Here is a 22,270-nt window from a genome sequence, read left to right as displayed (position 1 = left end):
GGCGTTCAGGCTGCGGCCGACCACAGCGCGGGGCCGCCGCTCTCCAGGTGCGTCAGGTAGAGGCGCAGGTCGAACTCGAGCTGGTGATAGTCCGGCTCCATGTGGGTGCAGAGCTGGTAGAAGGCCTTGTCGTGCTCGCGTTCCTTCGTGTGCGCCAGCTCGTGCACCACGATCATGCGCAGCCATTCGATCGGCACTTCCTTGAACAGGCTGGCCACGCGGATCTCGCGCTTCGCCTTGAGCCTGCTTCCCTGCACGCGCGAGATGGTCGTGTGGGTGCCGAGCGCGTTGCGGATCACGTGCAGCTTGTTGTCGAAGGCGACCTTGGCGAGCGGCTCGGCATTGCGCAAGAACGCGCTCTTCAGTCCGCTCACGTAGTCGTAGAGCGCGCGGTCGGTCCGGATGCCGTGCACGGCGCCGTAGCGCTTCAGCAGCCAGTCGCCGAGCCGGCCCTGCGCCATGAGCTGCTCGACCTGGGCGCGCAGCGCCGCCGGGTAGGCGCCCAGGTACTTCATGAGGTCTGGGGCGTTCTTGCGCCGGCGGCGGCATAGGCCAGGCCGGCCGCCACGCCGCCGAAGAGATCGCCTTCGATGATGTCCGTGCCCGGAAAGGCCAGTCGTAGCGTGCTCTGGAAGGGGCGCAGCGCCGAGGAGCCACCCGTCAGGTAGATCGCGTCGAGCTGGTCGCCGCGCAGGCCGGCGCGGCCGACGCAGTCTCGGGCGCAAGCCACCACGCTGTCGAGCAGTGCCGCAAGCAAGCGCTCCATGTCGCCGACCGTGAGCAACGCGCTCAGCTTCGGCTCCGCGAATGACAGGTCGATTGCGACGTCATCCTTCGTCATCGACGTCCCGATCTTGGCCTCCTCCACCTCGCTGGCGATGCGGTGCCCCTGCCGGTCTGCCAGCACGGTCATGAGCCGGTCGTGCAGCCGCGTGTCGAGGTAGTTGACGCGCAGCTCCTGCACCTGCCGGAGCGCCTTCGGCGCATAGAGCCAGTTGATCAGGTGCCATGACGACAGGTCGAAGAAGGTCCTGCTCGGCACCTCGCGGCCCTGCGGGCCGATGTGCCGGAATCCGAACTGCGGCATCACGCATTCGACGCTGAGGCGCTGGTCGAAGTCGGTGCCGCCGATGTGCACGCCCGTGGTCGCCAGCACGTCGCTGGAGCGGTCTGCCTGCGCCATGCGTTCGGGGCCCAGGCGCACCACCGTGAAGTCGGAGGTGCCGCCGCCGATGTCGACGATCAGCACCAGCGATTCGCGGGCGACGCGGCGCTCGTAGTCGAAGGCGGCGGCGATCGGTTCGTACTGGAAGTCGACGTCGCCCAGGCCGGCATTCAGCGCGGCCCGGCGCAGCGTGGCCTCCGCTTCGCGGTCGCGCTGCGGATCGTCGTCCACGAAATGCACCGGACGGCCGATGACGGCCCACGCAGGCCGCACGCCGAGCTGACGATCGGCGCGTGCCGCAAGCTCCGAAAGGAAGAGGGCGATGATGTCCTCGAAGCTGACCCGCTGGTGACCGATCTCGGTCTGGTCCTGCATCAGCGAGCTGCCGAGCAGGCTCTTGAGCGATCGCATCAAGCGGCCTTCGGTGCCCGCCAGGTAGAGCGCGATGGCATCGCGCCCGAAATGCGTGCTGCGGTCCTCGGTGTTGAAGAAGACCGCGGTCGGGATCGTCGTTGCCGATCCTTCCAGCGGCAGCATGCGCGCCAGCTCGCGGCCCGCCACGCACGCGACCGCGGAATTGGACGTTCCGAAGTCGATGCCGAGGACGGGCGCCGGCGTGCTCAAGATTCCCGGCGCAATGCAGGAAAGAGGATCACGTCGCGGATGCTGGGCGAATCGGTCAACAGCATCATCAGCCGGTCGATGCCGATGCCGCAGCCGCCGGTGGGCGGCATGCCGTATTCGAGCGCGCGCACGAAGTCGTGGTCGTAGAACATCGCCTCGTCGTCGCCGCTGTCCTTGGCCGAGACCTGGGCGTTGAAGCGCGCGGCCTGGTCCTCGGCGTCGTTGAGCTCGCTGAAGCCGTTGCCGAACTCGCGGCCGGTGATGTAGAGCTCGAAGCGTTCCGTGACCTCGGGGCGCTCGTCGTTGGCACGCGCCAGCGGTGAGATCTCGGTGGGGTGCTCCATGATGAAGGTCGGCTGCCAGAGCTTTTCCTCCACCGTCTCCTCGAAGTACATCACCTGCAGGCTTGCCAGGCTGCGCTGCGAGAGCTTGTCCTTCTCCTCGTTCAGGCCGAGCTTGCGCAGGGCATCGCGCAGCCAGGCGGCATCGTCGGCATTCGGGCCGGCTTCGGTGTGCCGGGCGATCGCTTCGCGGATGGTGAGCCGCTCGAAGGGCTGGCTCAGGTCCACCGGCCTGCCCTGGTAGTCGAGCTGGAGCTTGCCGACGCTCTTCTGCGCGATGGTGCGGATCAGCGTCTCGGTGAAGTCCATCAGGTCGCGGTAGTTCCAGTAGGCCGCGTAGAACTCCATCATCGTGAACTCGGGGTTGTGCCGCACCGAGATGCCCTCGTTGCGGTAGCTCCGGTTGATCTCGAACACGCGCTCGAAGCCGCCGACGATCAGCCGCTTCAGGTAGAGCTCGGGTGCGATGCGCAGGAACATCTCCTGGTCCAGCGCGTTGTGGTGCGTCTTGAAGGGCTTGGCGTTGGCGCCGCCGGGGATCGGGTGCAGCATCGGCGTCTCGACCTCGAGGAAGTCGTTGGCCACCATGAACTCGCGCAATGCGCTCACGGCGCGGCTGCGCGCGGTGAAGCGCTCGCGCGCCGTCTCGTCGGTGATCAGGTCGACGTAGCGCTGCCGGTACTTCTGCTCCTGGTCGGCCATGCCGTGGAACTTGTCGGGCAGCGGCCGCAGGCTCTTGGTGAGCATGCGCAGCTTCGTGACCTTGACGGAGAGCTCGCCGGTCTTGGTCTTGAAGGCGGTGCCTTCGGCGCCGACGATGTCGCCCAGGTCCCAGCGCTTGAACTCGGCGTAGGGCTCTTCGCCAACGGCATCGCGCGTGACGTAGAGCTGGATGCGGCCGGTGGCGTCCTGCACGGTGGCGAAGCTGGCCTTGCCCATGACGCGCTTGAGCATCATGCGGCCGGCCACGCTGACGGCGATCGGCGTGGCTTCCAGTGCTTCGGGTTCCGTTTCGCCATGCGCGGCGAGCAGCGCTGCTGCACGGTCGGCCGGCTTGAAGTCGTTCGGGAAGGCGACGCCCTTGCCCTCGGCCTGCGCGGCGCGCAGCGTCTTCAGCTTCTCGCGCCGTTCGGCGATGAGCTGGTTGTCGTCGGGGGCGGGAGCGGGGGAGGGGAGAGCGTCGGACATGAGGGGAGAAGTAGGGGCGCAGGCGAATCGCGCGCAACCCGCGATTTTAGCCGGCGGTGCCCTCGAGTCCGCTGCCGGCTACTTGGTGATGCCGGTGCGCACGAGCAGGTCGCCCACGAGCTCGAGGCGCATCAAGGGGCTTTCGAGTTCCATCAGCCGTTGCTTGAGTTCCACCGGCACGGGCAAAAGCTCGCACCAGCGGTTGGCCACCCAGCCGCAGTCGTCGAAGCGGAAGGGCGCCTGGACCGGCAGCCGCATCTGCTCGCCGCCTTCCATGCGGCGGCGCTCCTCGAGCGTGTCCACCAGACGGCGCAGGGCATCGGAAACGGCTCGCAGATCTTCGGGCACGTCGAGCGCCACGTCGTCGGGCATGGCCTCGGCCTCTGCGGTCCACAGCCCATGTTTCTGCAACTCGCTGGAGCGCAGGCGAAAGCGCTGCGTGCCGAGACAGGCGATCTGCATCAGCCCGACCTGCGGCACATCGAACTCGCGGATCTCGGCGAGCGTGCCGACCTCGGCGAAGCGCTCCGCCTCCGCACCCGGGCGCCGGACTTCCGTGCCTTGCGTCAGGCTGACCACGCCGAAGGGCGTGCCGGCCTTGTGGCATTTGCCGATCATGTCCAGGTAGCGCACTTCGAAGATGCGCAGGGGCAGGAAGCCGCCAGGAAAGAGCACGGTGCCCAGCGGGAACAGGGGCAGGGGCTGCGGGAAGGGTTGAGTCGTCATCGAGGAACCTTGCGTGGCTATCATCGCATTCCGCTCACCACCGCGCGCCATGTTCTACCAGATCCCTTCGTTCCTCCTCGACGTGATCGTCGGCCTCCTCGGCGGGGCGTGCCTGCTGCGCCTGTACATGCAGTACCACCGCGTGCCCTTCGGCAATCCGCTGGGGCGCTTCGTATTCGCAATCACCGACTGGATCGTGCTGCCACTGCGGCGCATCGTGCCCGCGGTGAAGCGCTGGGACCTGGCGAGCGCCGTGGCCGCCTGGCTGCTGGTCTTGCTCAAGTTCCTGGTGCTGTGGGCGCTGATGGGGGCGCTCGAGCGCTGGGCGATCCTGCCGCTGGTGTCGCTGATCGGCCTGCTGCAGCTGACGGTGTCGGGACTCACGGCGCTGCTGATCGTCTACGCCGTTCTCTCGTGGGTGCCGAGTGCGTCGTCGATGCTCCACGACCTGATCGCGCGGCTGGCCGAGCCGCTGGTGCGGCCGCTGCGTCGCTTCATCCCGCTGGTGGGCGGCGTGGACCTGTCGCCGCTCGCCGCCATCGTGCTGCTGCAGGTGGGCGCCATCGTGCTGGGCAGCCTGATGACAACGGTCTTCGGGATGGGCCGCTAGGAGCGGCCCCCCCGGCGCTTCAGATGACCGCGTCTGCCGGCTGGCGCAGCAGCATCGCCAGCGTGTTGGCGACCGTCTTGCGCAGTTCGCGACGATCACAGATGAAGTCGATCGCGCCCTTGGTCTGAAGGAACTCGGCGCGCTGGAAGCCTTCGGGCAGGGTCACGCGCACGGTCGATTCGATCACGCGCGGGCCTGCAAAGCCGATCAGCGCCTTGGGCTCGGCGATCACCACGTCACCCACGAAGGCGAAGCCGGCACTCACGCCGCCCATGGTCGGGTCGGTCAGCACGCTGATGTAGGGCAGGCCCTTCTTGGCCAGGCGGGTGAGCGCGGCGTTGGTCTTGGCCATCTGCATCAGCGACAGCAGGCCTTCCTGCATGCGCGCGCCGCCGGTGGCGGTGAAGCAGATGAAGGGCACCTTCTGCTCGATTGCGGTCTCGACGCCGCGCACGAAGCGCTCGCCGACCACGCTACCCATGCTGCCGCCCATGAAATCGAACTCGAAGCAGGCCACCACCACGTTGATGCTGTGGACCGAGCCGCCCACCACCACCAGCGCGTCGGTCTCGCCCGTGTTCTCCAACGCCTCCTTGAGCCGCTCGGGGTACTTGCGGCTGTCCTTGAACTTGAGGGCGTCGACCGGCAGGACTTCCTGGCCCACTTCGTAGCGGCCCTCGGAGTCCAGGAAGGCGTCGATGCGTGCCCGCGCGCCGATGCGGTGGTGGTGTCCGCAGCTCGGGCACACGTTCTGGTTGTGCTCCAGGTCCGTCTTGTAGAGCACGGTGTCGCAGCTCGGGCACTTGATCCAGAGGCCCTCGGGCATCTGGCGGCGCTCGCTCGGGTCGGTAGGCGCAATCTTGGGCGGAAGCAGTTTTTCAAGCCAGCTCATGGGGGCTCCAGTTTGAAGTATTCGCGAAGGAGGCCTTCGCGACGAGTAGCTCCCCCCTCCCGCGAGCGGGAGAGGGGCTGGGGGTGAGGGCGCAAACCCCGCAATTATCGACCAGCTGCATTCTTGGCCGTCGCCGCCGGCAGCGCATCCAGCGCTTCCCGGATCTCGGCCAGGAATTCGCGCACCAGCGGCACCACCTGCTCGCGCGGCTGCGCGTCGATCAGCTGGATGATGCGGGTGCCGATCACCACCGCGTCGGCCGTCGAGCCCACCGCCTGCGCGCTGCGCGCATCGCGGATGCCGAAGCCCACGCCCACCGGCAGCTTCACGTGCTCGCGGATGCGCGGGATCATCCGGCCGACGGCCTCGGTGTCGAGGTGCCCGGCGCCGGTCACGCCCTTGAGCGAGACGTAATAGACATAGCCCGTCGCGATGCGACCGACCTGCGCCATGCGCTCGGCAGTGCTGGTGGGGGCCAGCAGGAAGATCAGGTCGATGCCGTGCGCCTGCAGACCGGCGGCGAAGTCCTCGCATTCCTCGGGGGGGTAGTCGACCACCAAGAGGCCGTCGACGCCCGCGGCCGCCGCGTCGCGGATGAAGCTGCCCTTGCCGTGCACGCCGTCGTAGCGCTCGATCGGGTTGGCATAGCCCATCAGCACGACCGGGGTCGCATTGTCCTTGCTGCGGAAGGCGCTCACCATGGCGAGCACCTGCTTCATGCCGATGCCCAGCGCCAGTGCGGCTTCGCCGGCGGCCTGGATCACCGGGCCGTCGGCCATGGGGTCGGAGAAGGGCACGCCGAGCTCGATCACGTCGGCGCCCGCTTCCACCATGCCGTGCATCAGCTCGGGCGTGATGTCGGCGTAGGGGAAGCCGGCCGTGACATAGGGAATCAGCGCCCTGCGGCCGTGCTCGCGAAGGCGCTCGAAGGTGGCGGCAATGCGGCTCACTGGAATACCGTCGCCTTCGGCTGCGGTGCTATTCGCCTTGGGAGCGGCCCGGCGGCTCATGCCCGGCCTCCCTTCACGCTGAGGCCGCGCATGGACGGCCGGTCGTAGAAGTCCACGCCCGACAGGTCGGCCACGGTGCCGATGTCCTTGTCGCCGCGACCCGAGAGGTTGACCAGGATCGACTGGTCGGGGCGCATGGTTTTCGCGAGCTTCATCGCATAGGCCACCGCATGGCTGGATTCGAGCGCGGGGATGATGCCCTCGGTGCGGCACAGGTAGTGAAAGGCTTCCAGCGCCTCGGCATCGGTGACACCCACGTACTCGGCGCGGCCGATGTCGGCCAGGTAGGCGTGCTCGGGTCCCACGCCGGGGTAGTCGAGCCCGGCGCTGATGCTGTGGGTCTCGGTCACCTGGCCGTCCTCGTTCTGCAGCAGGTACGTGCGGTTGCCGTGCAGCACGCCGGGGCTCCCGCGCAGGATCGAGGCTGCGTGCTTGCCGCTGTCCAACCCTTCGCCGGCCGCTTCGACGCCGACGAGGCGCGTGCGAGCGAAGGGAATGTAGGGGTAGAAGATGCCCATCGCATTGCTGCCGCCGCCCACGCAGGCCACCACCACGTCCGGCTGCCGGCCTTCCGCCTCGCCGGTGATGCCCTGGGCCGCCAGCATGGCCGGCATCTGCGCGATGCACTCGTCGCCGATCACCCTCTGGAAGTCGCGCACCATCATCGGATAGGGGTGCGGGCCCGCGACCGTGCCGATGATGTAGAAGGTGTTCTCGACATTGGTGACCCAGTCGCGCATCGCCTCGTTGAGCGCGTCCTTCAGCGTCTTGCTGCCCGACTCCACCGGCACCACGGTCGCGCCCAGCAGGTTCATGCGGTAGACGTTGGGGCTCTGGCGCTTCACGTCCTGGCTGCCCATGTAGACCACGCATTCGAGCCCGTAGCGCGCGCAGATGGTGGCGGTGGCCACGCCATGCTGGCCGGCGCCGGTCTCGGCGATCACGCGCGGCTTGCCCATGCGGCGAGCGAGCATCGCCTGGCCGATGGTGTTGTTGACCTTGTGCGCGCCGGTGTGGTTCAGGTCCTCGCGCTTCAGGTAGATCTGGGCGCCGCCCATCTCGCGGCTGGTACGCGCGGCGTGATAGATCGGCGAGGGGCGGCCCACGAAATGGGCGAGCTCGTGGCGGAATTCGGCCTGGAACTCGGGGTCGTCCTTGTATTTCGCATAGGCCTCGCGCAATTCGTTGATCGCGTGGGTCAGCGTCTCGCTGGCGAAGGTGCCGCCATAGATGCCGAAATGGCCGCTGGCGTCGGGTTGGTTGTAGCTGTTCATGGTCTCGATCGGTGGGCGGGCCGCCCGGACGATCGAGGCGGGCGGCGCGCTAGGTCAATGCATCGGCCGCCCGCACGGCGGCCACGAATTCGCGGATCTTCGCGGCGTCCTTGATGCCCTTGGCGGCCTCGACGCCGGAGCTCACGTCAACGGCCAGCGACTTCGCGGCCGTGCGCAACCGGCGAATGCCATCGCCCACGTTTGCAGGTGCGAGCCCACCACTCAAGACGAGGTGAGCGTCGACGGCGTGTGGAAGAAGTGACCAATCGAATGCCTTGCCGCCGCCGCCATAGGCTTCGACGTGGGCGTCGAGCAGGATGGCCTGGGCGCGGGAGTAATCGGACGCGTATTTTACGAGGTCGAAGCCCGCCCCGGCTGCACCGAGCGGAATGCGGGCCGCACGCATGTAGTGGTGGGCGCCCCTGCCGCTGGCTTCCCAGCATTGCTCGGGCGACTCGTCGCCGTGGAACTGGGCCATGGCGCCAGGCACGGCTTGCAGGGCCACCAGGGCCGCGGCCGCCGGCTCATTGACGAACAGCAGGACGGGTGTGATGAAAGGTGGCAGGCGCGAGGCCAGCTCGCGTGCGCGTTCCGCGGTCACGGCGCGCGGGCTGGCCGGATAAAGCACGAAGCCCACCGCGTCCGCACCGGCTTCGACCGCGGCATCCACGTCCTGCTCGCGCGTGAGCCCGCAGATCTTGATGCGTGTGCGGGCGGCGGAGGGCGCGGCGGTCATGGCGGGCCATCATACGCAGCGCCTCCGGCCTGCAAACTTGCCTCTGGCGGAAGACCCCATCCGGCGTCGTAGAGCGGCCCCAGGAAGTAGAGGCCATTGGGCGAGAAGGTCGGCGCGGCGACCAGGCGGCTGCGGGCCTCCAGCACCTCTTGCATCCATGCCGGCGGCGCCTTGCCATGGCCGATGCGCACCAGGCAGCCCATGATGTTGCGGATCATGTGGTGCAGGAAGGCATCGGCCTCGAATTCGAAATGCCAGCGGCAGCGATCGTTCTCACCCCGGCGCGTGATCTCGATGCGTCGCAAGTCCTTGACGGGCGACAGCGCTTGGCAGGCCGAGGCCCGGAAGGAGCTGAAGTCGTGCCGGCCCAGCAGCATGGCGGCGGCGGCCCGCATCGCGTCGCCGTCGAGCGGGTGGATGGACCAGCCGACCCGGCCCGCGTCCAGGCTCGGGCGCACCGGCGACTGGGACAGCACGTAGAGGTAGCGCCGCGTCAAGGCGCTGGCGCGGCAATGGAACTGGTTGGGCACGGGCTGCGCCCATTGCACCGCAATGTCGTCCGGCAGGTAGCGGTTGGTGCCGCGCACCCACGAGAAAGGCTCGCGCTCGACCGAGGTGTCGAAGTGCACCACCTGCATCAGCGCATGCACGCCGGCATCGGTGCGGCCCGCGCAAAGGGTGGAGATGGGTTGGTCGGCGAAGCGGCCGAGGGCGTCCTCCAGCTTGTCCTGGACGGTGCGGCCCGAGGACTGGCTCTGCCAGCCGTCGTAGGCCTGGCCGTGGTAGCGGACGCCGAGGGCCAGCCTCACCGGGAGATCGGCGACTACTGGCCGCTCAGCGCAGCTCGACGAGCAGCTGCTTGGCTTCGGCCTTGATCTCGTCCGAAGCCTCGGCGGCCACTTCCTCGACCAGCGAGCGGGCGCCTTCGACGTCGCCCAGCGCCTTGAGCTCGCGCGCCAGCGACAGCTTGATGGCGTGGGGGCTTTCGCCGCTTTCCTCGGCCTGCGGCTCCAGGCGGCCGCGCTCGGTGTCGGCAGGGGCGCGCAGGCCGGCCATCGAGCTCATGTCGAACTCGATGAAGCCGGAGTCGCCCGGCAGGCCGGCGCGCAGCGTGGCCGGCTGCGTCATCTCTTCGTCCGAGATCAGCGGTGCACGCACCGTGGTCGGCTCCAGCGCACCCGGGGCGGTATCGAAATCATTGTGCAGGTCGAGCTTGGCAGACGGAGCGGTGGCGCCCGAATGGCTTCCATTCGTGACCGTCACGCGCGGCAGCGGCTGCACAGGCGCGGGCACCTGGATTTGCGTCGGCGGCAGACTGGCGCCGACATTGGCGGGCGCGAGCGGTGCCGGCTTGCTGAGGTCCAGGTCGAAGTCCAGCGGAGCGACCGAGGGCACGAAGGCCGGGGGCGGCGCGGCGACCACCGGGGCGGGCGTGGGGGCAGCCACCGCCGGGGCTGTCGTCACTGCCGTCGCGGCAGCCAGGGTGCCGGCGAAGGCAGCAGCTTCCGCGGGTGTTACGTTCCGGCCGCTCGACTCGTACAGCGGGTTGCCGGGGTCCAGTTCCTTGCCCATCTCCACCACGCGGTTCCAGTCGGCCCCGGTGCCGCCGGTCAGCTTGTGCACGTCCGACGCCAGCGCCTCGTAGGCGCGCAGATCGCGCCGCTTGGCGTGGATTTCGAGCAGCTTGAGATGGATGGCGGTGCGTTCAGGGTTGACGCGCAGCGCCTCGCGCAGGATTTCCTCGGCCTGCAGGTCGCGGCCGTAGGCCAGGTAGACGTCGGCTTCGGCCACCGGGTCGACATCGCCGGCGTCGAGCTGGCTCGGCGAGTAGGACAGCGAGGAAACAACCGAATTGCCGCGGTTCTTGGTGTCCACCGACTCGCCGCCGCTGGCGCCGAAGAAGGAGTCCTTGGGGATGCGGCTTTCGAGGAACACGCTCTCGCCGGCGTCGCGGCGCTTCCGGCCCAGGACGCGGTAGAGCAGGAAGCCGACCAGCAGCGCGATCAGCGCGGCCCCGCCCAGGATCAGCGGGTTCGCGAGCAGTTCGTCGAAGAAGCCGGGTGCAGGGGCAGGCGCGGGAACGGGGGCCTTGGCCGCGGCGGCCGGGGCTGGCGCGGGCTCCGCTGCCGGTGCGGCGGCAGCTGCCTCGGGAGCGATTGCCGGCGCAGCGGCAGGCGCTGCCGGTGCCGCTGCCGTCGCACCGGCAGCGGGTGCAATCGCCGCGGGAAGGGCCGGTGCAGCGGGGTTCGCTGCCGGCGCTGCGGCGGCGGGTGCTGCCGTGCTGCCTGGTGCGGTGGGCGCGGCGCTGGCCGGGGCCGGCGCTGCTGCCGGTGCCGTGCTTCCGGCGCCCGTGGCCGGCGTGCTGCCGCTCGCGGCCTGCAGCTTGTTCAGTTCATCGATGTTCTTCGACAGTTCAGCAACGCGCGTGCTGCTTTCCTGGGCCTGGCGGCTTCGAGCCAATTGCTCCTCGGTTTGCCGGCCCGCGCCGCCCTGGGTGACGCGCAGCTTGTCGGCCGCGGCGTTGGCGGCATTGCGGTCCTCGACGTTGGCCTGCAGCTTGCCCTTCGCCTGCCGGTCGGCATCGGCGACCTGCGAGGCGGGTGCGTTCTCGGCCAGGCGGCGGCGGTAGTCGCCGAAATCGCGGCTTTGCGCCGTGACGGTGCGCTTGGCCTCCTCGCTCGGGACGGCTGCAGCCTGCGACGCGTTCGGCACATCGAGGACGGCGCCGGCCTTGATGCGATTGACGTTGCCGGCGATGAAGGCGCTGGGGTTGGCGCGCAGCAGGGCCACCAGCATCTGGTCGAGCGACACATCGGCCGACTTGTAGGCGCCTGCAATCTTGCTTGCGGTATCGCCGGGCTGGACCGTCACCTGTTGCTCGCCCGATCCCGATCCCGATCCCGTGCGCACGCTGCGTTCGCTCGCCGCCGGGGCTGCCGGAGCAGCCGCAACGGCCGGCGCAGGCGCGCGGCGAGGGGGCGCCTGCGTGACCGCCGGGGCACTGCGCGGCTCAGGCGCGGCGCTGATTTGCGGGGCGGTGGGGGCGATCGGCGCGGCCGCCGTGGCGGTGCGGCTCCTCGGCGGGTCCAGCAGCACCGTGTAGTCGCGCACGACACGGCCGGAGTTCCAGTTGGCCTCGACCAGCAGGTCGATGAAAGGCTCGCTCAGCGAGCGATTGCTGGTCAGCCGCACCACGTAGCGACCGTCGGCGCGGCGCTGCAGGCTGGTCCGCACGTCGGCCAGAACCGCGTTGTAAGGCACGCCGGCCGCATTGAAGGCGTCTACCCGTGCAATGTTGACCTTCAGCCCATCGGCTTCGGCCGGCGCGATCTCCGTGACCTCGATCTCGGCCCGCAAGGGCTCGCCCAGGGCCGATTGCACATTGAGCCGACCGAGGGCCAGCGCCGCGGCGTCGAAGCTCACCAATCCCAGGGCCAGAGCTACCGCCGTGCTGAGAAGAGAGAGTTGGCCGCGGGCGGGAAGGCGCGAGGTCGGGCAAATGGCCGAGAGTCGGGCCGCAGGCAACGGATGTCGTGTCATGCTGGTAGAGGGCAATTGGGCCCGAAAGTGTAAGAGGACGTTAACATCATCGCCCCGCACTGACAAGGCGACAGGCCTTATCTACCCAGTGCGTGCCAACTTCGGCGCCATTTCTGCGTTGCGGCATCGCAACGTCGGGCGTCCGGAGAGCGCCCGGCGCCGCATCAGGCCTCCAGCAGGATGCGCAGCGTGCGGCGCAGCGGTTCCGCGGCACCCCACAGCAGTTGGTCGCCGATGGTGAAGGCACCCAGGTATTCCGGGCCCATCGCCAGCTTGCGTAAGCGGCCGACGGGGATGTTCATGGTGCCGGTCACCGCGACCGGCGTCAGGTCCTTCATCGTGGCTTCGCGGGTGTTCGGCACCACCTTGGCCCAGGCGTTGTCGTTGGCGATCAGCGCCTCGATGTCGGCCAGGGGCACGTCCTTCTTGAGCTTGAAGGTCAGCGCCTGGCTGTGGCAGCGCATCGCGCCGACGCGCACGCAGAAGCCGTCGACCGGCGTGGCGGCCGTGCCGAAGGCGGCGCCCTGGCCCAGGATCTTGTTGGTCTCGGCGCCGGCTTTCCACTCTTCCTTGCTGGTGCCGTCTCCCAAATCCTTGTCGATCCACGGAATCAGGCTGCCGCCCAGCGGCACGCCGAAGTTGGCGGTCTCGGCGGCGCTCAGGGACTGCTGGCGGGCCAGCACCTTGCGGTCGATCTCCAGGATGGCCGACTTGGGGTCGTCCAGCAGGGCGCGCACGTCGGCGTGGAGGCTGCCGAACTGCGTGAGCAACTCGCGCATGTGCTGGGCGCCGCCGCCCGAGGCGGCCTGGTAGGTCATGCTGGTCATCCACTCGACCAGGCCGGCCTTGTAGAGGGCGCCCACGCCCATCAGCATGCAGCTGACGGTGCAGTTGCCGCCGATCCAGTTCTTGCCGCCCTTGGCGAGCGCCTTCTGGATCACCGGCAGGTTGACCGGGTCGAGCACGATGATCGCGTCATCGTTCATGCGCAGGGTGGAGGCGGCGTCGATCCAGTGGCCGTTCCAGCCGGCGGCGCGCAGCTTGGGGAAGACGGCCGAGGTGTAGTCGCCGCCCTGGGCGGTGACGATGATGTCGCACTTCTTGAGCGCTTCGATGTCGTGCGCGTCCTTCAGGGCGGTCTCGTTCTTCGCCATGGCCGGGGCCTTGCCGCCGGCGTTGGAGGTGGAGAAGAACAGCGGCTCGATCAGTTGGAAGTCGCCTTCGGCCTGCATGCGGTCCATGAGGACCGAGCCGACCATGCCGCGCCAGCCTACGAGACCGACCAGAGGTTGAGTTGCGTTCGCCATTTTCAGTTTGCCCTTGTGAAAAAAAGAAAGTCGTCTTTTCTTTGCGCCCGGCTCGTCGAGCCGGGGAAGGGCGTGACGAAACGGGCTGCGGTTAGCCGGTAATCGTCTTTTTGGTGATGGCTGCCACCACGGCGTCGCCCATCTCGCGCGTGCCGACCTTGGTCGTGCCCTCCGACCAGATGTCTGCCGTCCGCAGGCCCTGCGCCAGCACGTGTTTGACCGCCGACTCGATCCGGTCGGCAGCCTCGGCTTGGTTCAGGGAGAAGCGGAGCATCATGGCAGCGGACAGGATTGTAGCCAAAGGATTGGCCACCCCCTTGCCGGCAATGTCGGGCGCGCTGCCGTGGCTGGGTTCGTACAGGCCCTGGTTACTGGCGTTGAGCGAGGCCGAGGGAAGCATGCCGATCGAGCCGGTCAGCATGGCTGCCTCGTCGGAGAGGATGTCGCCGAACATGTTGCCGGTGACCACCACGTCGAACTTCTTGGGTGCCTTGACCAGTTGCATTGCGGCGTTGTCCACGTACATATGGTCGAGTTCGACGTCGGGGTATTCCTTGCCCACCTCGGTCACCACGTCCTTCCAGAGCTGGAAGGTCTCGAGAACGTTGGCCTTGTCCACGCTGGTGACGCGCTTGCTGCGCTTGCGCGCGGCCTGGAAGGCGACATGGGCGATGCGCTCGATCTCGGGGCGCGAGTAGCGCATGGTGTCGAAGGCCTCCTCGGCGCCCGGGAAATGGCCGTCGGATGCCGTGCGGCGCCCGCGCGGCTGGCCGAAGTAGATATCGCCGGTGAGCTCGCGGATGATCAGGATGTCCAGGCCCGAGATCAGCTCTGGCTTGAGGCTGGAGGCGCCGACCAGCTGCTCGTAGCAGATGGCCGGGCGGAAGTTGGCGAACAGGCCCAGGTTCTTGCGCAGGCCGAGGATGGCCTGTTCGGGCCGCAGCGAGCGCTCCAGCTTGTCGTACTTCCAGTCGCCCACGGCGCCGAAGAGCACCGCATCGGCTTCCTTGGCCAGCTTGAGCGTGGATTCGGGCAGCGGATGGCCGTGGGCCTCGTAGGCCGCGCCACCGACGAGGGCGGACTCCGTCTCGAAGGACAGGTCCAGCGTTTCGAGCACGCGAAGAGCTTCGGCCACGATTTCGGTGCCGATGCCGTCACCGGGAAGAACTGCGATTTTCATGAGGTCGTTCTGAAGAGATGAAGAATGGGTCAGGCGATCAGCTGGTGGGCCAGCCAGGGCTTCTTGGCCAGGCGCTCGGCCTCGAAGGCCTGGATCTTGTCCTTGTGCCGCAGTGTCAGGCCGATGTCGTCCAGCCCGTTGATCAGGCAGTACTTGCGGAAGGCCTGCACCTCGAAGGCGATTTCGCTGCCGTCGGGCTTGACGACGACCTGGCGCTCGAGGTCGATGGTCAGGCTGTAGCCCGGGAAGGCGAAGGTCTCGTCGAAGAGCTGGGCCACCTGCGATTCGGACAGCACGATCGGCAGCAGGCCGTTCTTGAAGCTGTTGTTGAAGAAGATGTCCGCATAGCTCGGCGCGATGATGGCGCGAAAGCCGTACTGGTCGAGGGCCCAGGGCGCGTGCTCGCGCGAGGAGCCGCAGCCGAAGTTCTGGCGGGCCAGCAGGATGGAGGCGCCTGCGTAGCGCGGCTGGTTCAGCACGAAGTCGGGATTGGGCTTGCGCGAGGCCGGATCCTGGCCCGGCTCGCCCGGATCGAGGTAGCGCCACGCATCGAACAGGTTGGGGCCGAAGCCGGTCTTCCTAATCGACTTCAGGAACTGCTTGGGAATGATGGCGTCGGTGTCGACGTTCTCGCGGTCCATGGGCGCCACGAGGCCCTTGTGCACGGTGAACTTTTGCATGGTGATGGCTCCTTGGCGTTCAGGCGAATTGGCGGACGTCGACAAAATGGCCGTGCACTGCGGCGGCCGCGGCCATCGCCGGGCTCACCAGGTGGGTGCGGCCGCCGGCGCCCTGCCGTCCTTCGAAGTTGCGGTTGCTGGTCGAGGCGCAGCGCTCGCCGGGCTCCAGCCGGTCGGCGTTCATCGCCAGGCACATCGAGCAGCCGGGCTCGCGCCACTCGAAGCCCGCGGCCTTGAAGATCTGGTCGAGGCCTTCGCGCTCGGCCTGCTCCTTCACCTGGCCGGAGCCGGGGACGACCATCGCGAGCTTGACGTTCTTCGCGACCTTCTGGCCGAGCTTCTTGACCATGGCCGCGGCCTCGCGCATGTCCTCGATGCGGCTGTTGGTGCAGGAGCCGATGAAGACCTTGTCGACGAAGATGTCATTCATGGGCTTGTTCGGCTCCAGGCCCATGTAGCTCAGGGCCCGCTCGATGGCGCCGCGCTTGTTGGCGTCCTTCTCCTTGTCGGGGTCCGGCACGCGGCCGTCCACCGGCAGCACCATCTCGGGCGAGGTGCCCCAGGTGACCTGCGGCTTGATCTGCGCGGCATCCAGTTCGACCACGGTGTCGAAATGCGCGCCCGGGTCGGACTGCAGCGTCTTCCAGTACTCGACGGCCAGGTCCCACTCGACACCGGTGGGCGCCAGCGGCCGGCCCTTGACATAGGCGATGGTCTTCTCGTCCACCGCCACCAGCCCGGCGCGGGCCCCGGCCTCGATCGCCATGTTGCAAACCGTCATGCGGCCTTCGATGCTGAGGTCGCGGATGGCCGAGCCGGCGAACTCGATGGTGTAGCCGGTGCCGCCGGCGGTGCCGATCCGGCCGATGATGGCCAGCACGATGTCCTTGGCGGTGCAGCCGGGGGCGAGCGTGCCGTCGACCTTGACGAGCAGGTTCTTCGCCTTCTTGGCCAGGAGCGTCTGCGTGGCCATCACATGCTCGACCTCGCTGGTGCCGATGCCGTGCGCCAGCGCGCCGAAGGCGCCGTGCGTGGAGGTGTGCGAGTCGCCGCAGACCACCGTCATGCCCGGCAGCGTGGCGCCCGACTCGGGGCCGATCACGTGCACGATGCCCTGGCGCTTGCTCAGGAAGGGGAAGAAGGCGGCGGCGCCGAACTCCTTGATGTTGCTGTCCAGCGTGGTGATCTGCTCCTTGCTGATCGGATCCTCGATGCCGTCGTAGCCGCGCTCCCAGTGGGTGGTCGGCGTGTTGTGATCGGCGGTCGCGACCACCGAGCTGATGCGCCACAGCTTGCGGCCTGCCTCGCGCAGCCCCTCGAAGGCCTGGGGGCTGGTCACCTCGTGGACCAGGTGGCGGTCGATGTACAGGATCGAGGTGCCGTCTTCCTCGGTGTGGACGACATGTTCGTCCCAGAGCTTGTCGTAGAGCGTGCGTGCCATGGTGATGGTCTCTTTCGTGGGGAGGGAAATTGTCTTCCGATCCGGGCCTCAGGCGGCCAGCGGATCGGCCGCCGCGTCCGGCGCCTGCAGGTGCTTGACCAGCATGCGCGCCGCGACCGGCAGCGTGGAGAAGTCGCGTGCCACCAGCCGGATCTCGCGCGCGGCCCAGGCGTCATCGAGCGCGACGCTGCGCAGGCCGCGGCCGATGCCGCCCTGCATCAGCTCGAAGGCGCGCAGCGGCATCACGCCGATGCCCAGGCCGTTCTCGATCATGCGGCACATGGCGTCCAGGCCGGTCACGTGGATGCGCAGCTTGATGCTGCGGCCGGCGTCCAGCGCCGCCTGGTGCATCGCGACGTAGATCGAGCTGTTGGTGTGGAGGCCGACGTGGTCGAAGGCCAGCGAGTCCACGAAGTCGATCGAGCGGCGCTCCGTCAGCGGATGCCCGGCGGGCGCGATCAGCACCAGCGTGTCATGGCGGTAGAGCAGGCTTTGTAGTTCGTTCGCGCCCTCGGGCATGTGGCAGATGCCCAGGTCGGCGGCGCCCTCGTGCACGGCGCGCACCACTTCGCTGCTGAGGTGCTCCTCGAGATCGATCTTGACTGCGTCGTGCTCGTGCGTGAAAGCGCCCAGGTCCTCGGGCAAGAACTGCACGATGGCCGAGATGTTGGCATGCACGCGCACGTGCCCGCGCACCCCGTCGGCGTACTCGCTGAGCTCGCCCTGCATCTTCTCCAGGCTGTAGAGCACCGAGCGCGCGTGGTGCAGCAGGCTCTCGCCGGCCGGCGTCAGGTCGACGCCGCGCGCGTGGCGATAGAGCAGGGGGGTGCCAAGGGTGGCTTCCAGGTCCGACAGCCGCTTGCTGATCGCAGAGGCAGCAATGAATTCGCGCTCCGCCGCTCGGCCGATGCTGCCGAGTTCGCAGACGGCCACGAACAACTGCAACGACGTGAGGTCGATGCGGCGGGCGAAGCTGCGTTCGGAGGAAGTCATACGGGACCTGGCATCTCGGATGGAGATGGAATCCCGTATTTTCCTTCTATTTCTGGTGGACAGTCATCGCGATGCGCGATGACGTCAATGTCCTTGTGCGATGGGCGAGTGGGGCCTCATTGCTTCTTCTTGCCGGCATCCTCCATCTTTTCTCCGGCCTTCTGGACGTCCTGCCCCGCACCCTTCCAGGTGTTACAGCCTTGCAGGGGCACGGCCAGGGTGAATGCGACGGCAATCAATGCGGCGAGCTTCTTCATTACATAACTCCTTCGTTAGAAAGTGCTAAGTAGCGTGCATCCCCCGGTGGCTGCCGTGTGTCAGCCAAAACGCAGAAAAGCTGCCCGAGGGCAGCTTTATGGCGTGAGCGCGGACAGCGATCAGCGCTTGGCGATGGGCTGCACGTCGCGCTTGGGCGAGCCCTCGAAGAGCTGGCGCGGGCGGCCGATCTTGTACTCGGGGTCGCCGATCATCTCGTTGAGCTGGGCGATCCAGCCCACCGTGCGCGCGAGCGCGAAGATGGCGGTGAACAGCGGCACCGGGATGCCGATCGCGCGTTGCACGATGCCCGAGTAGAAGTCCACGTTCGGGTAGAGCTTGCGCGAGACGAAGTACTCGTCCTCGAGGGCAATCTTCTCGAGCGCCATGGCCAGCTTGAACAGCGGGTCGTTCTCGAGGCCCAACTCGCCGAGCACTTCCTTGCAGGTTTCCTGCATCAGCTTGGCGCGCGGGTCGTAGTTCTTGTAGACGCGGTGCCCGAAGCCCATCAGCTTGACGTTCGAGCTCTTGTCCTTGACCTGCTTGATGAACTCGCCGATCTTGTCGACGCCGCCGGCCTTCTGGATGTCGTAGAGCATGTTGAGCGCCGCCTCGTTGGCGCCGCCGTGGGCCGGGCCCCAGAGGCAGGCCACGCCGGCCGCGATCGCCGCGAAGGGGTTGGTGCCCGAGGAGCCGCACAGGCGCACGGTGGAGGTCGAGGCGTTCTGCTCGTGATCGGCGTGCAGGATGAAGATGCGGTCGAGCGCGCGCTCCAGCACCGGGCTGACCTTGTACTCCTCGCACGGCGTCGCGAACATCATGTGCAGGAAGTTGCCCGCATAGCTGAGGTTGTTCTTCGGGTACATGTACGGCTGGCCGATGGTGTACTTGTAGGCCATCGCCACCAGCGTCGGCATCTTCGCGATCAGGCGGATCGCGGCGATCTCGCGGTGCTTCGGATTGTTGATGTCCGTGCTGTCGTGATAGAAGGCCGACAGCGCACCGACCAGGCCCGTCATGATGGCCATCGGATGCGCGTCGCGGCGGAAGCCGCGCAGGAAGAACTGCATCTGCTCGTTGACCATCGTGTGGTTGGTCACGAGCTTGGTGAAGCCGGCCTTCTCGCCTTCGTTGGGCAGCTCGCCGTACAGCAGCAGGTGGCAGGTCTCGAGGAAGTCGCAGTTGGTCGCGAGCTGCTCGATCGGGTAGCCGCGGTAAAGCAGCTCACCCTTGTCGCCGTCGATGTAGGTGATGGCGGACTCGCATGAGGCCGTCGACATGAAGCCCGGGTCGTAGGTGAACATGCCGGTCTGGGCATAGAGCTTGCGGATGTCGATCACGTCCGGGCCCATGGTGCCCTTGTAGATCGGCAGCTCGACGTTCTGTCCGCCGTTGCTGAACGACAGGGTGGCTTTGGTGTCGGATGCTTTCATTGCGAGGTCTTTCAAAAAATAAATCAGGAAGAGAGGGATTGCGCGCCCTCGGTGCGCATCAGCTGCAACAGCTCGATCACTTCGGCGCCGGCCCAACCGGGCTCGGGCTCCTTCCTTCGAAGCAAGAGGTCGAGCAGATCGTTGTCCGACAGGTCCATCAATGTCTCCAGTGCCTGCGCCTGCCCGCAGGTCAGACCTTGCTCATGCCGCTCGAAGAATCGGGCGATGAACAGGTCGTTTTCGAGCAAGCCGCGCCGACAGCGCCACTTGAGCTTGCTCAGCGCGCGTTCGCTGATCGGCTGGTCGAGGTCGGCGGCGGATTGCATGAGGTCACCCGTTGGCTAGATGGCGCGGCGCACCATCAGTTCCTTGATCTTGCCGATGGCCTTGGTCGGGTTCAGGCTCTTCGGGCACACGTCCACGCAGTTCATGATCGTGTGGCAGCGGAACAGGCGGTAGGGGTCTTCCAGGTTGTCCAGGCGCTCGGCGGTGGCTTCATCGCGGCTGTCGGCAATGAAGCGGTAGGCCTGCAACAGGCCGGCCGGGCCCACGAACTTGTCGGGGTTCCACCAGAAGCTCGGGCAGCTGGTCGAGCAGCTTGCGCACAGGATGCACTCGTAGAGGCCGTTGAGCTCGTCGCGCTCCTCGGGCGACTGCAGGCGCTCCTTCTCGGGCGGCACCGTGTCGTTCTGCAGATAGGGCTTGATCGAGTTGTACTGCTTGAAGAACTGCGTCATGTCCACGATGAGGTCGCGGATCACCGGCAGGCCGGGCAGCGGCTTCAGCACCACCGTGCCCTTGAGCGTGTTCATGTTGGTCAGGCAGGCCAGGCCGTTCTTGCCGTTGATGTTCATGGCGTCCGAGCCGCAGACGCCTTCGCGGCAGGAGCGGCGGAAGGACAGCGACGGGTCCTGCGCCTTGAGCTTCATCAGGGCGTCGAGCAGCATGCGCTCGTGGCCGTCGAGCTCGACCTCCACCGTCTGCATGTAGGGCTTGGCGTCCTTGTCCGGGTCGTAGCGGTAGATCTGGAATGTGCGCTTCATCGTGAAAACCTTGTGGTGTGTTCTTAGAACGTGCGGACCTTGGGCGGGACCGAATCGACCGTCAGCGGCTTCAGCTTGACGGGCTTGTACGACAGGCGGTTGCCCTCGCTGTACCAGAGCGTGTGCTTCATCCAGTTCGCATCGTCGCGGCCCAGCGGCGCTGCGGGATCGTCGGCCGGGCGCTCGTAGTCCTCGACCGTGTGGGCGCCGCGGCATTCCTTGCGCGCGGCTGCCGAGACCATCGTGGCCTGCGCCACCTCGATCAGGTTGTCGACCTCCAGCGCCTCGATACGCGCGGTATTGAAGACGCGCGACTTGTCCTTGAGCGTGACGTTGGCGACGCGCGCGCGCACCGCAGCGATCTTGACCACGCCCTCGTCCATCGAGGCCTGGGTGCGGAACACGGCGGCGTGCTTCTGCATCGTCGAGCGGATCTCGCCCGCCACGTCCTGCGCGTACTCGCCGGAGGTCGAGGCCTCGAGCTGGTTCAGGCGCTCGAGCGTGCGGTCGGCAGCGTCGGCCGGCAGCGGCTTGTGCTCGCGGTTCTTGTCGTTGAACTCGACGATGTGGTTGCCGGCCGCGCGGCCGAACACCAGCAGGTCGAGCAGCGAATTGGTGCCCAGGCGGTTCGCGCCGTGCACGCTCACGCAGGAGCATTCGCCCACTGCATAGAGGCCGTTGATCACGGCGCTGTTGTCCTCGCCCTTCTGCACCACGACCTGGCCGTTGATGTTGGTGGGAATGCCGCCCATCTGGTAGTGGATGGTGGGCACCACCGGGATCGGCTCCTTGGTGATGTCGACGTTGGCGAAGTTGACGCCGATCTCGTACACCGAAGGCAGGCGCTTGTGGATGGTTTCTGCGCCCAGATGGTCCATCTTGAGCAGCACGTAGTCCTTGTTCGGGCCGCAGCCGCGGCCTTCCTTGATCTCCTGGTCCATCGAGCGCGAGACGAAGTCGCGCGGCGCCAGGTCCTTCAGCGTCGGCGCGTAGCGCTCCATGAAGCGCTCGCCGTTGCTGTTGATCAGGATTGCGCCCTCGCCGCGGCAGCCTTCGGTCAGCAGCACGCCGGCACCGGCCACGCCGGTCGGGTGGAACTGCCAGAACTCCATGTCCTGCAGCGGGATGCCCGAGCGCGCCGCCATGCCCAGGCCGTCGCCGGTGTTGATGAAGGCATTGGTCGATGCGCCGAAGATGCGGCCCGCGCCGCCGGTGGCCAGCAGCACGGTCTTGGCCTGCAGGATGTGCAGGTCGCCGGTTTCCATCTCGAGCGCCGTCACGCCGACCACGTCGCCCTCGGCGTCGCGGATCAGGTCGAGCGCCATCCACTCGACGAAGAACTGGGTGCGCGCTTCCACGTTCTTCTGGTAGAGCGTGTGCAGCATCGCGTGGCCGGTGCGGTCGGCCGCGGCGCAGGCTCGCTGCACCGGCTTCTCGCCGTAGTTGGCCGTGTGGCCGCCGAAGGGGCGCTGGTAGATGGTGCCGTCCGGGTTGCGGTCGAAGGGCATGCCGAAGTGCTCGAGCTCGTAGACCACCTTCGGGGCCTCGCGGCACATGAACTCGATCGCGTCCTGGTCGCCGAGCCAGTCGGAGCCCTTGATCGTGTCGTAGAAGTGGTAGTGCCAGTTGTCCTCGCTCATGTTGCCGAGCGAGGCGCCCACGCCGCCCTGGGCGGCGACGGTGTGCGAGCGGGTCGGGAAGACCTTCGACAGCACGGCCACGTTCAGGCCCGCGCGCGCCAGCTGCAGCGAAGCGCGCATGCCGGAGCCGCCGGCGCCGACGATGACGACGTCGAACTTGCGCTTCGTGATTTGTTCTTTGGTATAGGTCAT

21 protein-coding genes are annotated in these 22,270 nt (G+C 67.5%); 1 reads left to right on the top strand and 20 read right to left on the bottom strand.

Annotation, left to right across the window (positions count from 1 at the left end; all coding sequences use genetic code 11):
- Positions 1–5: 5 nt before the first annotated feature.
- From AC3A6X_RS12100 to AC3A6X_RS12085, 4 genes are all read right to left on the bottom strand, one after another.
- Positions 6–515: a M48 metallopeptidase family protein gene (locus tag AC3A6X_RS12100; RefSeq protein ID WP_487842373.1), complete on the bottom strand. Its 510-nt coding sequence runs from the start codon at positions 513–515 to the stop codon at positions 6–8.
- Positions 512–1,789, bottom strand: coding sequence for an Hsp70 family protein (locus tag AC3A6X_RS12095; RefSeq protein WP_487842372.1), 1,278 nt, complete (start codon positions 1,787–1,789; stop codon positions 512–514). The genes AC3A6X_RS12100 and AC3A6X_RS12095 overlap by 4 nt, the downstream gene beginning before the upstream one ends.
- A complete protein-coding gene (lysS, locus tag AC3A6X_RS12090; protein WP_487842371.1) occupies positions 1,786–3,318 on the bottom strand; it encodes a lysine--tRNA ligase in 1,533 nt (510 codons plus the stop codon). Before lysS ends, AC3A6X_RS12095 begins: the two co-directional genes overlap by 4 nt.
- A gap of 78 nt (positions 3,319–3,396) precedes the next feature.
- Positions 3,397–4,044, bottom strand: coding sequence for an LON peptidase substrate-binding domain-containing protein (locus tag AC3A6X_RS12085; RefSeq protein ID WP_487842370.1), 648 nt, complete (start codon positions 4,042–4,044; stop codon positions 3,397–3,399).
- Between the two features lie 49 nt (positions 4,045–4,093).
- Here AC3A6X_RS12085 and AC3A6X_RS12080 point away from each other — a divergent pair, with 49 nt between their 5' ends.
- Positions 4,094–4,654 carry a YggT family protein gene (locus AC3A6X_RS12080; protein WP_309972681.1) on the top strand — a complete coding sequence of 187 codons (561 nt, stop codon included), beginning with the start codon at positions 4,094–4,096 and terminating at the stop codon, positions 4,652–4,654.
- 19 nt (positions 4,655–4,673) lie between these two features.
- Here the strand turns inward: AC3A6X_RS12080 and accD are convergent, their stop codons facing one another.
- The 16 genes from accD to sdhA form a co-directional block, all read right to left on the bottom strand.
- Positions 4,674–5,546 (bottom strand): acetyl-CoA carboxylase, carboxyltransferase subunit beta, encoded by an 873-nt coding sequence (gene accD, locus AC3A6X_RS12075; protein ID WP_106555135.1) that lies wholly within the window; start codon positions 5,544–5,546, stop codon positions 4,674–4,676.
- Between the two features lie 104 nt (positions 5,547–5,650).
- The gene (gene trpA, locus AC3A6X_RS12070; RefSeq protein ID WP_487842440.1) at positions 5,651–6,496 is read right to left on the bottom strand and encodes a tryptophan synthase subunit alpha; all 846 of its coding nucleotides are present in this window, start codon (positions 6,494–6,496) and stop codon (positions 5,651–5,653) included.
- 56 nt (positions 6,497–6,552) lie between these two features.
- Positions 6,553–7,830, bottom strand: coding sequence for a tryptophan synthase subunit beta (gene trpB, locus AC3A6X_RS12065; RefSeq protein ID WP_487842369.1), 1,278 nt, complete (start codon positions 7,828–7,830; stop codon positions 6,553–6,555).
- Positions 7,831–7,879: 49 nt separating this feature from the next.
- Positions 7,880–8,566 (bottom strand): phosphoribosylanthranilate isomerase, encoded by a 687-nt coding sequence (locus tag AC3A6X_RS12060; protein WP_487842368.1) that lies wholly within the window; start codon positions 8,564–8,566, stop codon positions 7,880–7,882.
- Positions 8,563–9,375, bottom strand: coding sequence for a tRNA pseudouridine(38-40) synthase TruA (gene truA, locus AC3A6X_RS12055; protein ID WP_487842367.1), 813 nt, complete (start codon positions 9,373–9,375; stop codon positions 8,563–8,565). The genes AC3A6X_RS12060 and truA overlap by 4 nt, the downstream gene beginning before the upstream one ends.
- A gap of 25 nt (positions 9,376–9,400) precedes the next feature.
- On the bottom strand, positions 9,401–11,989 hold the full coding sequence (locus tag AC3A6X_RS12050; RefSeq protein WP_487842366.1) for a FimV/HubP family polar landmark protein: 2,589 nt from the start codon (positions 11,987–11,989) through the stop codon (positions 9,401–9,403).
- 281 nt (positions 11,990–12,270) lie between these two features.
- Positions 12,271–13,413: an aspartate-semialdehyde dehydrogenase gene (asd, locus tag AC3A6X_RS12045; RefSeq protein ID WP_487842365.1), complete on the bottom strand. Its 1,143-nt coding sequence runs from the start codon at positions 13,411–13,413 to the stop codon at positions 12,271–12,273.
- 91 nt (positions 13,414–13,504) lie between these two features.
- The gene (gene leuB / locus AC3A6X_RS12040; protein WP_309972585.1) at positions 13,505–14,593 is read right to left on the bottom strand and encodes a 3-isopropylmalate dehydrogenase; all 1,089 of its coding nucleotides are present in this window, start codon (positions 14,591–14,593) and stop codon (positions 13,505–13,507) included.
- Positions 14,594–14,622: 29 nt separating this feature from the next.
- Positions 14,623–15,273: a 3-isopropylmalate dehydratase small subunit gene (gene leuD, locus AC3A6X_RS12035; RefSeq protein WP_487842364.1), complete on the bottom strand. Its 651-nt coding sequence runs from the start codon at positions 15,271–15,273 to the stop codon at positions 14,623–14,625.
- A 19-nt stretch (positions 15,274–15,292) separates the two neighbouring features.
- Positions 15,293–16,714: a 3-isopropylmalate dehydratase large subunit gene (gene leuC / locus AC3A6X_RS12030; RefSeq protein ID WP_487842363.1), complete on the bottom strand. Its 1,422-nt coding sequence runs from the start codon at positions 16,712–16,714 to the stop codon at positions 15,293–15,295.
- Positions 16,715–16,762: 48 nt separating this feature from the next.
- Positions 16,763–17,707: a LysR family transcriptional regulator gene (locus AC3A6X_RS12025; protein WP_487842362.1), complete on the bottom strand. Its 945-nt coding sequence runs from the start codon at positions 17,705–17,707 to the stop codon at positions 16,763–16,765.
- Positions 17,708–17,823: 116 nt separating this feature from the next.
- A complete protein-coding gene (locus tag AC3A6X_RS12020) occupies positions 17,824–17,964 on the bottom strand; it encodes an entericidin A/B family lipoprotein (protein ID WP_487842361.1) in 141 nt (46 codons plus the stop codon).
- 120 nt (positions 17,965–18,084) lie between these two features.
- Complete coding sequence (gene gltA, locus AC3A6X_RS12015; protein WP_309972581.1) at positions 18,085–19,395, bottom strand: citrate synthase; 1,311 nt, start codon at positions 19,393–19,395, stop codon at positions 18,085–18,087.
- 23 nt (positions 19,396–19,418) lie between these two features.
- Positions 19,419–19,721, bottom strand: a complete 303-nt coding sequence (locus tag AC3A6X_RS12010) for an FAD assembly factor SdhE (RefSeq protein ID WP_487842360.1) — start codon at positions 19,719–19,721, stop codon at positions 19,419–19,421.
- A gap of 15 nt (positions 19,722–19,736) precedes the next feature.
- Positions 19,737–20,438: a succinate dehydrogenase iron-sulfur subunit gene (locus AC3A6X_RS12005; protein ID WP_106555149.1), complete on the bottom strand. Its 702-nt coding sequence runs from the start codon at positions 20,436–20,438 to the stop codon at positions 19,737–19,739.
- 23 nt (positions 20,439–20,461) lie between these two features.
- Positions 20,462–22,270, bottom strand: a complete 1,809-nt coding sequence (sdhA, locus tag AC3A6X_RS12000) for a succinate dehydrogenase flavoprotein subunit (protein WP_487842359.1) — start codon at positions 22,268–22,270, stop codon at positions 20,462–20,464.

Source organism: Variovorax sp. Soil_C_12, from assembly GCF_057657375.1.
Note: the sequence above shows the minus strand (reverse complement) of the source record. Positions and strands in the feature narration are given on the sequence as shown.